Raw genomic sequence first — 11,988 nt, 5'->3', positions numbered from 1 at the left:
GTTCAGAAGTGAAACACGTTCTACTTCTACCACGGCGCCGGTCGCGGGTCCACCGCGTCGCTCAGCGGCGTCCGGTGGCCAGCGCGACAAGGAACTGGCCGCCGCCTGCCTGGACGTCGGCGGTGACCGGCAGCCCCGGCACCAGCCGGGAAAACCGGTCCACCAGCCAGTCCGCCGCATCCCGGGCGTCCTGTTCGGTCGGGCACCGGGCGACCAGCTCGCGGCCGCCCTTGCGCTCCAGCCGGCCGGCCACGGTGATCAGCGGCGCGGGGTCGGCCACGTGCAGGCGGTCCGGCCAGGCGATGACCACCTTGACCGCGCCCTTGCGGGTGTTGCAGCCGCGGTGCGCGAGCCGCTCGGCGATCTTGGCCTTCCGGTCGGCGGTCCGGCTGTCGACGCTCGGCCCGCGCGGGTCGTTCACCGACATGTGCGGGTCGACCGGTTCGTCGCACACCCAGCACCGCCAGCCGTCGCGTTCGGCCACGTCATCGAGGAGACTCACCGGGGCAACCTAGCAAGCACGGTGATCGGCGGAACACCGGCGCCCCCGGGGGAGTTGTGCGTGGCATGAGCTCTCTCGTGGACCGCACGATCACCGCCCTCCGTTCCGAGCACGACACGCTCGCCGGCCTCGTCCGCGACCTCACCGACGACCAGCTGGCCGCGCCCAGCGGCGCCGCGGAATGGACCGTCGCCCAGGCCCTGTCCCACCTCGGCAGCGGTGCCGAGATCGGCCGGGCGCCGATCGCGCGGGCCGCCGGCGAGACCGTGGCGGCCGAAGACAACCCGACGATCTGGGCCCGCTGGGACGCCTCCGCGCCGCGCGCGCAGGCCGAGGGCTTCCTGGAGCACAACGCCCGCTGGCTCGAAACGGTCGAGGCGCTCACGCCCGAGCAGCGTTCGTCGCTGACCGTCGACCTCGGCTTCCTGCCGGAGCCGGTCCCGCTGGTGACCGCCCTGGGCATGCGGCTCAGCGAGGTGGCCAATCACTCGTGGGACGTGCGCGTCGCCTTCGACGAGAACGCCGGGGTGGACGCCGGCTCGGCCGACGTCCTGATCGACCTCCTGACCGGGCCCGTGGGATTCATGCTGAGCTTCCTCGCGAAGCCGGCCGAACTCGCGGACCCGGTGTCCGTCGCGGTGCCCGGCGCCGGGCTGGTGATCGACGACGCGGTCACCGTGGTGGACCACCTCGAGGCGCCGTCCGCGACGTTCACCGGGCCGGCCGAGGCGTTCATCCGCCTGGTCAGTGGCCGGCTCAAGGCACCGTACGACCACGGCGTCACCGTCGAGGGCAGCGTCGCGCTGGACGAGCTGCGCCGCGTGTTCCCCGGCTTCTGAGTCACCGGTAGCCACTCCCTGCCGCGACTCTCGTGAGTGGTAAGTCAGGTTCTGGCGAACGGTCTTTGCCGACCTACGTTGTCAGTAGGGCCAACTCGCCGCCCGGAACGGCCAATTCACGCACCGGAACGGCCAACTCGCCGGCGGTGTGGGTGAGTTGGCCGTTCCCGCGGGTGAGTTGGTCGTTCCGGTTGGTGAGTTGGCCGCCGGGGGCTGCCTGGGTGCGTTCCCGGCCGGCGCAGACAGAGCCCCCTCCCGGTCGTGAGTGGCAATTAGGGTTCTAACCCGAATTACCACTCACGACCGGCTGCGGAAGACCGGCGGGACCGGCTTCTGAGTCACCGGTAGCTCTCCAGGAGGTCCGCCAGGGCGGCGGGACGGCTGAGCGCGACGCAGTGTCCGGCGGTGATCTCGTCCGGGACGATGCCGAGCCGCTCGGCCGCCAGCCGGCGGAAGAAGTCCGGCGGGAAGCAGCGGTCCTCGCGGCACAGCACGAACCGGGTGGGCACGTCCGGCCACGCGTCCAGGGGCCACGGCTCCGACATCGCGGTGGGGGAGGGGTGGGCCCGCTCCTTGCTCAGCGCTTCGTCGGCGAGCGCGCGCGGGACGTCGTGGTAGAAGCTGACGTGCGGGTCGGCGTGGCCGGTGCGGCCGCCGTCCCGCGCCGCCTGCGCCTGCACGGCTTCGCCGCAGCCGGTGTTGCGACCCCAGTCGGCCGGCGATTCGCCGGGTGCGGGGATCATGCCGGCGACCAGGACCAGTAGGCCGGCCGCGAGCCGGTCGGCGACCAGGGGTGCGGTGAACCCGCCGAACGAGTGCCCGACGACGACCACGTCCTCCCGGTCGCCGACCACGCCGACCACCGCGTCGGCGTAGTCCGTAAGGGTGGCCGCGTCGTCGTCGCCGGGCAGATCCGGTGCCACCACTTCGTGTCCGCGGGCCTGCAGCTCGGCGGCGACCAGGTGCCAGGACCAGCCGACGTCGCCGCCGCCGTGGATCAGAACATACGTGCTCATAGCACTTCCTTTCCGTCGTTGTCAGGGTTCAGTGGTGGGCGGCGGCCCGGCGGCGCAGGGCCGGTCCGAGTGCCCGCTGGGCGGCGAACAGCGCGATCCCGCCGATCGCGCAGGCCGCCCCGAGCGCGGGCGCGCCGGCTAGTTCGAGCAGCGCGGTCCCGGCCAGCGGGCCGAGCACCGCGCCGACGCTCCAGGTGGTCGAGGCGAGGCCCAGGTACCCGCCGCGCAGCTCGGCCGGGGCGAGGCCGGCGAAGGTGTCGCCGAACCGGACGGCGATCCCGATCTGGCCGAGCGTCCAGACCAGGACCGAGGCGGCGAAGGCGGCGGTGCTGTGGCTCAGCGCGCCGAGCCCGGCGCCCAGCCCGGCCAGCAGCATCGAGACGGCGGACACCGCGTGGGCGTTGCGGCCGGCGAGCAGCCGGACCGCCGGCGGCTGGAGGGCCACGACGGCGATCCCGTTCAGCGCCAGCACTCCGCCGTAGGCCGCCGGGCCGAGACCGCCGGCCGCCATCAGCAGCGGCAACGTCGTGAACGTCTGCAGGAACAGCGTGAAGTACCCGGCGTGCAGCGCCAGCATCGCGAGCATCAACCGGTCGCGCAGCACCACGGGCAGCAGCGCCCGCCGCGTTCGCGGCGACCCCGCCGGACGGGTTTCCGGCACCTGGCGCCAGACGATCAGGGCCGCGGCCAGCGAGGCCAGCACGTTGATCCAGAACAGGAGCCCGTACCCGTGCTTGGCGAGGAGACCGGCCGTGACCGTGGCAACCGAGAAGCCGAGGTTGGCCGCCCAGTAGAGCACCCCGAAAGCGCGGATCCGCTGCTCTGCGGGCAGATCGGCCACCGCGGCCGACCCGGCCGGGCGGAACAGCTCGATCGTCAGCCCGACGCCGACAGCGGCCACCCAGATCCCGGGCAGCGAATCCGCCGAGCCGAGCGCGGCGAGCGCCACGGCCGCCCCCAGGAAACCGGCGAGCATGGTGTTGCGCCGGCCGATCCGGTCCCCGAGCCAGCCGCCGAGCAGCTGGGAGCCGATGTCGCCCAGGCCGACCGCCGCGACCACCGAGCCCGCGGTCGCCGGGGTCAGGTGCTGCGCCTGCGTCAGGTACAGCACCAGGAACGACCGCACCACACCGCCGGCCCGGCCGACGAAGTGCGTGGCCGCCAGGGCCCAGACCAGTTTGGGCAGTCCCGGGCGGGCCGCCGTGGGTGCCGGTGCGATCGTGCTCGTGGTCGTCATGGGAACCACGCTAGGTCCGCAAAGACATCGCGAAAAGCGATGATTTACGATCAAATCGATCGCCATCGGCTATGTTTACTCGCTATGGCCGACTTCGAACTGCGTCACCTGCGGACCATGGCCGCCATCGCCGAGGAAGGCACGTTCGGGCAGGCGGCCGTGCGCCTCGGCTACACCCAGTCCTCGGTGAGCCAGCAGATCGCCGCGCTGGAGAAGGCCGTCGCCGGCCCGGTCTTCGACCGGCCCGGCGGGCCGAGGCCGGTGCGGATCACGCGGCTCGGCGAGGTGGTCCTGGCGCACGGCCGCGAGCTGCTCGCGAAGGCGGAGGCGCTGACCGACGCCGTCGACCGGTTCCGGGCCGGCCACGGCCGGATCGACATCGGCACCTTCCAGAGCGTGTCGAACCTGATCCTGCCGTCGGTCATCCGCCGGCTGCTGGACGAGCACCCCGGCTGCGACATCCGGCTGTCCGACGTGACGCCGGAAGACCCGCGGATCGGCGAGCTCGACCTGCTGTTCCACGACGGCCCGGTGGACGGCAGTGGTGAACACGTCGAGCACGTCAAGCTGTTCGACGAGCCCTACCTCCTGGTGACGGGCGCGGGCGCGGTGCCAGCCGGCCCGGTGCGGGTGAAGCGCCTCGACGACGTCCCGATGGTCGCCTGGCCGCCCACCCACCACCAGCGCTGGCTGGAGCGGACCCTCGCCCGCGCCGGCGCCCAGCCGCGGTTCGTGTTCCGCACGACGGGCCACGAAACGATCCTGTCGATGGTGCGGGCGGGCATCGGCTGGGCGGTGCTGCCGTGGCTGGCCCTGCACGGCCAGGACGCCTGGTCCGACGACCGGCTGAGCATCCACCGGCTGACGCCGTCACCGGATCGCGAGCTGTCCCTGCACTGGCCGGCCGGGCGCACGGAGTCGCCGCTCGCCGTCCGGACGCGGGAGATCGCCGTCGAGGCCGCGCGGGAGCTCGCCGAACGGATGTGACTCCTCAGCCGTTGCGTGCCATGGCTCCGGTGATCAGCAGGGTCAGCCCGTGCTCCAACGCCGGCGCCAAGTCCAGGTGCAGCGCGGCCAACGCCGGGTCGGCCTCGTACGCCGCGCGGGCGCTCGCCGACGGGCGGCAGTGGGTCCACAGCCCGCCGGCCAGGATCATGGCCAGCAGGCACACCGGTGCCGCTTCGCCGCCGACCTCGGGCACGGCGCCGCGGAGGAGTTCCGCCATCGTGTCCAGCCCGCCGAGGGCGGACCGCTTGAACCGCACCACCACGTCGGTGGACACGTTGTGCTCCAGCACGCCCGCCTGTGCGCCGATGAGGTCGCACAGCACCGTGCGGCGGGCCAGCGACCGGGCGACCACCGCCGCGAACGCCCCGGCCCGCTCCGGCGCCGGGCGGTCCGGGTCGACGCCCGCGGCCACTTCGCCGGTCACCTCGGCCAGCCACTCGCGCAGCGCGCGGTCCAGCAGTTCGAGCAGCACGGCCTCGCGGGATTCGAAGTAGCGCAGGACGTTCGACTTGGCCAGGCCGACCCGGCGGCTGAGCTCGTTGAGGCTCACCTCGGCCACCGGCATCTCGTCGAGCATCTTCAGCGCCGTGTCGAGGATCGTGCGGCGCCGCTCCTCCCGCTGCTCCGCGCTGCGCGCCCGCTGGAACGTCATGCGACCAGCCTAACGCCCGCACGGCGATATTGAAGACCGGCAGTCTCTTGACAACAGACCGACGGTTCCTTAGCGTCGGAGCCATAACAGACCGACGGTCCGAAGGGGCCGCGACGCAGGAGGACCGCCATGAGCGACAACTGGACCGAGCGCGACGTCCCGAGCCAGCGCGGCCGCGTGGCCGTGATCACCGGCGCCAACACGGGCCTCGGGTTCGACACGGCGAAGGTGCTGGCCGAGCGCGGCGCGACGGTGGTGCTCGCCGTCCGCGACGTCGAAAAGGGCAAGCAGGCGGCCGCGCGGCTCGGCGCGGACGCCGACGTCACCGTGCAGGAACTGGACCTGTCGTCGCTGGAGTCCGTCCGGGCGGCCGCGGCGGACCTGCACGCCACGCTGCCGAAGATCGACCTGCTGATCAACAACGCCGGCGTCATGTACCCGCCGCGCCAGACCACCCGCGACGGCTTCGAGCTGCAGTTCGGCACGAACCACCTCGGGCACTTCGCGCTGACCGGTCAGCTGCTGGACCTGCTGCTGCCGGTCGAGGGCTCCCGCGTGGTGACGGTCGCCAGCATCGCCCACCGCATCCGCGCCGGAATCCACTTCGACGACCTGCAGTGGGAGAACTCCTACGACCGCGTCGCGGCATACGGCCAGGCCAAGCTCGCCAACCTGATGTTCGCCTACGAGCTGCAGCGCCGCCTCGCCCCGCACGGCACGACGACCTCGATCGCGGCGCACCCGGGCGTGGCCCGCACGGAGCTGATGCGCAACTCCCCGTCGGTGCTGCGCGCGCTCTTCCCGGTGGTGGCCCCGCTGTTCACCCAGAACTCCGAGCGCGGCGCCCTCCCGACCCTGCGCGCGGCGACCGACCCCGCAGCCCTCGGCGGCCAGTACTACGGTCCGGCCGGTCTTGGCGGGTACCGGGGGCGCCCGGAGGTGGTCACGTCGAGCCCGCAGTCCTACGACGCGTCCGTCCAGCGGCGGCTGTGGGCCGTCTCGGAAGAACTCACCGCCGTCAAGTTCCCGGTCGCCTGAGCCGCGCGTGATCCGGGAGCCGACGCGCGTGATTCCGGAGCCGACACGCGTGATCCGAGGGTCGACACGGCGGCCGACCCCGTGTCGACTCGCCAATCACGCGTGTCGACCTTTCAAACACGCGTGTCGACCTTCCGATCACGGGCCTCAGGCCTCCACGGCCGCGCGATCACCGTTGCCGGACGCCGGGAGCAGGTGGAAGCCGGCGCGGTCGGGCCGGATGTGGGAACCGGCGGACGCCGGGTCGGGCAGCCGGTGCCCGGCCGCCGCGATGGCTGCTTCGTCCAAGTGGACGCCGAGGCCGGGACCGTCGCCGAGGATGAACGCGCCGTCGCCGATCTCGTGGTCCAAGGTGACGCCGACCGGGGGGTGGAGGTCCTGCAGCTCGGTGACCAGGTGGTTGGGCACCGCGGTCGCGGCGTGCACCAGCCCGACCGGGGTCGTCCCGATCGGGCTGATCGGGAGGTCGTGGGCGTGCGCCAGGGCGGCGACCCGCAGGAAGTGGGTGATGCCCCAGCCCGCCGCCGTCTGGACGACGTCGACCGCGCCGGCCGCGATCAGCGGCCGGTGCTGCTCCAGCCCGGTGAGGTTCTCGCCGGTGGCGACCGAGGCGCGGACGCCGCGGCCGACGGCCGCGTGGCCCTCCACGTCCCAGCGGCGCACCGGCTCCTCGATCCAGGTCAGGTCGAAGGTCCGTTCGAGCTCGGCGACGTGCCGGACGGCCTGCTTGCGCGTCCAGTTCTCGTTGACGTCCAGCATCAGGCCCGGGCGGGGGCCGCCGCCGGCCTCGGTGAGGACGTCGCGGATCAGGCCGAGGCGGCGCCGGTCGCGGTCGATGTCCAGGCCGCCCTTGAGCTTCGCCGCGCGCAGCCCGTGGCCGGCGTAGGTCCGGTACAGCCCGGCCAGCTCGTCGTCGTCCAGGGCGATGTCGAGACCCGAGGCGTAGGCCGGCACGCGGCGGTCCCGCCCGCCGAGCAGCCGCCAGAGCGGTTCGCCCGCCAGCTGCGCCTTGATGTCCCACAACGCCGTGTCGAAGGCGCCGATGGTGCCGAACACCGCGCCGGCGTGCCCCGCCTTGAACGTCCGCCGCAGCATCCGGTCGTAGAGGGCGATCACGCCCCGCGGGTCTTCGCCCTCGATCGCGGCGAAGACGGTCTCCGCCTGCACGTGTGACCCGAGCCCGACGCCGGTGACGCCTTCGTCGGTTTCGACGACGACGAGCGGCATCCGGACGAGACCGCCGGCGTGGACGCCGTTGGCGTCGCCGATCGGGCGGCCCCAGTCCTGGACGGTCGTGAGGGCCCGGAAACCAGTGATGCGCATTTCATCCCTTCGTGGACCCGGCGGTGACCCCGTCGGCGATCTGGCGTTGCAGGAACAGGTAGACGAGCAGCACCGGCACCGCGGCGATCAGCACCCCGGCGGCGAACGTGGGGATGTCGGCCGAGTACTGCCCGCGCAGCGCGGTCACCCCGACCATGAGCGTCCGGTGCTCCGCGGACGGCATCAGCAGCAGCGAGATCAGCACGTCGTTCCAGCAGAAGAGCGCGTTGAGCACGCCGACCGACAGCAGCGCCGGGGCACCCAGGGGAAGCATGATCCGCCAGTAGACGCCGTAGACGGTGCTGCCGTCGACGCGGGCGGCGTCGACGATCTCCGGCGGCACGGACGAGTAGAAGCTGGTCATCAGGAACACCGTGAACGGGAGGAATTGGGCCACGTAGGCCAGCACCAGCCCGGGGTAGGTGTCGATGAGCCCGGTGCCCGCCATGATCCGCGCGAGCGGGACCATGATCACCTGGAACGGCACGAACAACGCGGCCAGGATGCCCAGGAAGACCACGGACGACCCGCGGAAGCGCAGGCGCCCGAGCGCGAAGCCGGCCATCGACCCGAGCAGCAGCAGCACCGCGACCGAGCACACCACGACCACGACCGAGTTCAGGAAGTACCGCGACATCCCCACGCTCGTCCACGCCCGGGCGATGTTGTCCCAGCGCAGCGCCCCGGCGGGGGCGAACCGGTCGAGGGTGTATTCGCGGCGGTCCTTCATGGCGACGTTCGCCGTGAACACCAGGGGGTAGATCGTCGCCAGGGCCAGTGCGGCCATGGGGATGGCGGCGAGCCACTTCGTGAGCCGGGAACCCGTCATCAGTCCTCCTTTCCCGTGCGGCGCAGGACGGCGATCTGGGCGAGGCCGACCACGAGCATGATCAGGAACAGCACGGTGGACGCCGCCGAGGCGAGCGCGGGCTGGTTCAGCTGCCCCTGCTGGATCCAGACGTAGTACTCGGGCAGGTAGGTGGAGCCGGCCGGGCCGCCGCTGGTCATCACGTACAGCAGGCCGAACATCGAGGTCAGCATCCCGATCATGGTGGTGACGAAGACGAACTGGATGGTGCGGGACAGGCCGGGGACGATCACGTGCCGGATGGTCTGCAGCAGCGACGCACCGTCCACTTTGGCCGCATCGAGCAGTGAAGCGTCCAAAGTGGAGAAACCGGCGAGGAAGACGACCAGCGCCATGCCGAACGTCGCCCAGACGTGCACCCCGACGACGGCGAAGATCGCCACCCCCGGATTCCCGAGCCAGTCCACCGGGCCGAGACCGGCCAGCCCGAGCAGGGCGTTGACCGGTCCGTCGAAGGCCAGCAGCAGGTTGAAGATCGCCCCGACGATCACCGGGGACAGCACGGCCGGGAAGAAGTAGACGCCGCGGTAGGCCCGGTGGCCCGGCACCTTCAGGTGGATGAAGGTGGCGAGCAGGCCGGGGATGGCGACGGCGACCGGGAGCAGGAGCACGAGCAGGCCGACGTTGCGCAGGGCGGTGCGGAACAGCGGATCGCCGAACAGCGTCACGTAGTTGTCGAACCCGACGGACTCGCCGTTGCGGGCGCCGTCCCCGGTGAAGGAGAAGTTGACGCCGAGCAGCAGCGGCCACAGCCGGAGCAGCAGGACGACCAGCACGGCCGGGGCGACGAGGACGAGCGGCGCGAACCGCTCGAGCCGCGTTCCGCGCGGGGCCCGCCGGGCCGGCGGGGGTCCTGCGGTGGACCGGGCCGGGGCCCGGTCCACCGCAGCGGGGGAGTACCCGGTCACGCCGTCAGCCCTTGTCCGACGCGGCCAGCTGCCGCAGGACGTCGTCGACGCCGACCGACCCGCTGAGCAGCTGCTGCGAGAGCCGGCCCATGAGGTCGAGCGTCTTCGAGGAGAGGGCGACGTGCAGGGCCGGCTTGCCGTTCTTGACCTCCGACACGATCGCCGCCACGGCCGGTCCGCCCGCCGAGACGTCGATCGAGGTGTCCGCGGCGATCGCGCCGCTGTCGGCGTAGAACGACTTCAAGGCCTCGGTCGAGCTGAGCGACCGGACCAGGTCCGCGGCCAGCTTGGGGTCCTTCGTCCCCTTCGCGACCGCGTAGCCGATCCCGCCGTCGTACGGGAGGCTCGGGGTGGCGGCCGGGTTGACCTGCGGCGCGGTCATCACGCCGACCTTGTCCGCGCCCAGGAACTCGGCGAAGTCCTTCCAGTGCCCGACGTCGGACATCAGGCCGATGACGTTCGCGGCCTTGCCGGACTGGAAGAGCGCGAACGCGTCGTTGAACATGGCGGTGGAGTTGGGGCCGTCGGAGTTCAGGCCGGTGTCCCCGGCCTGCTTCCAGAGCTCGAAGATCCGCTTGACGTCCGGCGAGGTCCAGTTGCGCTTTCCGGCGATCCAGTCGGTGTACTCCTGGGGCGTCAGGCTCGCCGTGCCCATGGCCGACAGCCAGAACTGGATCCCGGCGCCTTCCTTGTTGCCCAGCGCGAGGCACTTCGCGCCGGTCTTGGCCGAGATGGTGCCGCAGTCGCGGACGAACTCCTCCCAGGTCCGGGGCGGGGCATCCGGGTTCAGCCCGGCCCTCTGGTAGAGCCCCTTGTCGTAGTAGACGGGGTGGCCCTGCAGGGTGACCGGCTCGGCGTAGACCTTGCCGTCCTTGGTGAACGCGTCCCAGCCGCTGATCCGCGTCCGGTCGTCGGCGACGTAGGGGTCCAGCGGGACGAGATCGGCGACCCGGTCGCGGATCTGGCCGCCGCCGTTGAAGAGCATGACGTCCGGCCCCCGGCCGGCCTGGACCGCCGCGCCCAGCAGTGTGTAGTACTGGTCGTAGGGCTGGGCCACGAACTCGACGGTGACGCCGGGGTGCTGCTTGGCGAAGTCGGCCTTGGCCTTCGCCACGTAACCCGCGGCCTTGGCGTCACCGGACTTCCAGTCCCAGACCACGAGCTTGCCGCTCGCGTCGCCGGACGGGGCGGCCGGCCCGGCGGCGCTTCCGCACCCGGCGGTCAACGCCAACGCCGCGGCCAGGGCGGCCGAGATTAGTGTGCGCTGCTTCATCGCTGCTCACTTCTCCAGACGGTGGCCGGACGGGGAGTGGCCCGGCACAGTGCGCAGAAACGTAACTCGTATGACGTATGACGTCAACGCTCGCGCTGTGTAAGCTTCACGTGCGTTCGACTGAAGGTCGGCGCGGTACGACCGGAGGAACGATGACGGCATCAGACCGGCAACCCGCCGCCCCCGGCTGGGTGCGCCGCCCAGCGAACCTGGCGAGCGCCGTCACCGCCGAACTCGTGGGACGCGTGGTGCGCGGGGTCCACCCGCCCGGGACGTCGCTGCCCGCCGAACCGGTGCTGTGCGAGAGCTTCGCGGTGAGCCGGACCGTGGTCCGCGAGGCGGTGAAGCTGCTGCAGGCGAAGGGGCTGGTCCAGGTCCGGCAGGGCGCGGGCACGGTGGTCAACCCGGCGTCGATGTGGAACATGCTCGACGAACTCGTGCTGGCCGCGGTGATCGCGGAGGACGAGACCTCGGCCGTCCTGGACGACCTGGTGGTGACACGCCGGCTGCTCGAAGCGGACATGGCCCACGTCGCCGCCCGCACCGCCGGCCCGGACGTCGTCGACCGGCTGGGCGAGCTGGTGGATCTGATGGACAAGCTCGTCGACGATCCCGTCGCCTACCGCGAGCAGGACCTCGCCTTCCACGACACGATCATGCAGGTCTCGGGCAACCGCCTCGCCCGGGGCGTGGTGCGCGCGCTGGAGAGCCAGGTCGTCAACACCGCCCGCTACGTGGGGCCGAGCGGGCGTGCCCTGTGCGTGGCCTCGAACAAGGGGCACCGCCGCGTCTACGAGCGGATCGCGGCCGGGGACGCCGACGGCGCCGCGAAGGCGATGTTCGACCACATCACCGAGGCGTGGCTCGCGCGCCGTCCCGACTCCGGCGACCCCGGCCGCCTCGAACGCTGATCACCGTCCCGTCCGGAAGGAGTTCCATGGCCCAGCGCTACGGCATGCTGATCCGCCTGCGCCCCGAGAAGCGCGAGGAGTACCTGAGGCTGCACGCCGCGGTCTGGCCCGCGGTCGAACGGACGCTGCGGGAAGCCAACATCCGCAATTTCTCCATCTTCCTACACGACGACCTGCTCTTCGGGTACTACGAGTACATCGGCGACGACCACGACGCCGATCAGGCGCGGATCGCCGCGGACCCCGAAACGCAGCGCTGGTGGGCGTTGACCGACCCCTGTCAGGAATCCCTTTCCGCACGCGAAGGGGGCGCCTGGTGGACGCCCATGGCGGAGGTCTGGCACCTCGGTCCGGAGTCCGGAGCTGCTGCCGTGTCTTGAATGACTCATTCCTGGCGTCGGAGGTCTTGAATG

The 11,988-nt window shown here is 71.9% G+C and carries 13 protein-coding genes; 5 read left to right on the top strand and 8 right to left on the bottom strand.

Features of this window, described 5'->3' with window-relative positions:
- Window positions 1-61: 61 nt before the first annotated feature.
- Window positions 62-502, bottom strand: coding sequence for a hypothetical protein (locus ACLJQF_RS03485; RefSeq protein WP_410606727.1), 441 nt, complete (start codon window positions 500-502; stop codon window positions 62-64).
- A 65-nt stretch (window positions 503-567) separates the two neighbouring features.
- On the opposite strand from ACLJQF_RS03485, the gene ACLJQF_RS03480 reads away from it, so the two are divergent.
- Complete coding sequence (locus tag ACLJQF_RS03480; protein ID WP_410606726.1) at window positions 568-1,341, top strand: maleylpyruvate isomerase family mycothiol-dependent enzyme; 774 nt, start codon at window positions 568-570, stop codon at window positions 1,339-1,341.
- A 338-nt stretch (window positions 1,342-1,679) separates the two neighbouring features.
- On the opposite strand, the gene ACLJQF_RS03475 is transcribed toward ACLJQF_RS03480, so the two are convergent.
- Together ACLJQF_RS03475 and ACLJQF_RS03470 are read right to left on the bottom strand one after the other, a co-directional pair.
- Window positions 1,680-2,357 (bottom strand): alpha/beta fold hydrolase, encoded by a 678-nt coding sequence (locus tag ACLJQF_RS03475; RefSeq protein WP_410606725.1) that lies wholly within the window; start codon window positions 2,355-2,357, stop codon window positions 1,680-1,682.
- A 28-nt stretch (window positions 2,358-2,385) separates the two neighbouring features.
- Window positions 2,386-3,594, bottom strand: coding sequence for an MFS transporter (locus ACLJQF_RS03470; protein ID WP_410606724.1), 1,209 nt, complete (start codon window positions 3,592-3,594; stop codon window positions 2,386-2,388).
- Window positions 3,595-3,678: 84 nt separating this feature from the next.
- Here ACLJQF_RS03470 and ACLJQF_RS03465 point away from each other — a divergent pair, with 84 nt between their 5' ends.
- Complete coding sequence (locus ACLJQF_RS03465; RefSeq protein WP_410606723.1) at window positions 3,679-4,581, top strand: LysR family transcriptional regulator; 903 nt, start codon at window positions 3,679-3,681, stop codon at window positions 4,579-4,581.
- 4 nt (window positions 4,582-4,585) lie between these two features.
- On the opposite strand, the gene ACLJQF_RS03460 is transcribed toward ACLJQF_RS03465, so the two are convergent.
- Window positions 4,586-5,254, bottom strand: a complete 669-nt coding sequence (locus ACLJQF_RS03460) for a TetR/AcrR family transcriptional regulator (RefSeq protein ID WP_410606722.1) — start codon at window positions 5,252-5,254, stop codon at window positions 4,586-4,588.
- Window positions 5,255-5,383: 129 nt separating this feature from the next.
- On the opposite strand from ACLJQF_RS03460, the gene ACLJQF_RS03455 reads away from it, so the two are divergent.
- Window positions 5,384-6,292, top strand: a complete 909-nt coding sequence (locus ACLJQF_RS03455; RefSeq protein ID WP_410606721.1) for an SDR family NAD(P)-dependent oxidoreductase — start codon at window positions 5,384-5,386, stop codon at window positions 6,290-6,292.
- A 147-nt stretch (window positions 6,293-6,439) separates the two neighbouring features.
- Here the strand turns inward: ACLJQF_RS03455 and ACLJQF_RS03450 are convergent, their stop codons facing one another.
- From ACLJQF_RS03450 to ACLJQF_RS03435, 4 genes are read right to left on the bottom strand one after another with little or no spacing between them, the layout of a single operon-like run.
- A complete protein-coding gene (locus tag ACLJQF_RS03450) occupies window positions 6,440-7,615 on the bottom strand; it encodes a mandelate racemase/muconate lactonizing enzyme family protein (RefSeq protein WP_410606720.1) in 1,176 nt (391 codons plus the stop codon).
- A 1-nt stretch (window position 7,616) separates the two neighbouring features.
- Complete coding sequence (locus tag ACLJQF_RS03445) at window positions 7,617-8,444, bottom strand: carbohydrate ABC transporter permease (RefSeq protein WP_410606719.1); 828 nt, start codon at window positions 8,442-8,444, stop codon at window positions 7,617-7,619.
- On the bottom strand, window positions 8,444-9,391 hold the full coding sequence (locus ACLJQF_RS03440) for a carbohydrate ABC transporter permease (protein WP_410606718.1): 948 nt from the start codon (window positions 9,389-9,391) through the stop codon (window positions 8,444-8,446). Before ACLJQF_RS03440 ends, ACLJQF_RS03445 begins: the two co-directional genes overlap by 1 nt.
- A 4-nt stretch (window positions 9,392-9,395) precedes the next feature.
- A complete protein-coding gene (locus ACLJQF_RS03435; protein ID WP_410606717.1) occupies window positions 9,396-10,664 on the bottom strand; it encodes an ABC transporter substrate-binding protein in 1,269 nt (422 codons plus the stop codon).
- 152 nt (window positions 10,665-10,816) lie between these two features.
- On the opposite strand from ACLJQF_RS03435, the gene ACLJQF_RS03430 reads away from it, so the two are divergent.
- Both ACLJQF_RS03430 and ACLJQF_RS03425 read left to right on the top strand, forming a co-directional pair.
- Window positions 10,817-11,575 (top strand): FadR/GntR family transcriptional regulator, encoded by a 759-nt coding sequence (locus tag ACLJQF_RS03430; protein WP_410606716.1) that lies wholly within the window; start codon window positions 10,817-10,819, stop codon window positions 11,573-11,575.
- A 26-nt stretch (window positions 11,576-11,601) separates the two neighbouring features.
- Window positions 11,602-11,955, top strand: coding sequence for an L-rhamnose mutarotase (locus ACLJQF_RS03425; RefSeq protein ID WP_410606715.1), 354 nt, complete (start codon window positions 11,602-11,604; stop codon window positions 11,953-11,955).
- Window positions 11,956-11,988: the final 33 nt, after the last annotated feature.

Origin of the sequence: Amycolatopsis sp. lyj-109 (assembly GCF_046548995.1) — a bacterium.
Classification (GTDB): Bacteria; Actinomycetota; Actinomycetes; order Mycobacteriales; family Pseudonocardiaceae; genus Amycolatopsis.
Note: the sequence above shows the minus strand (reverse complement) of the source record. Positions and strands in the feature narration are given on the sequence as shown.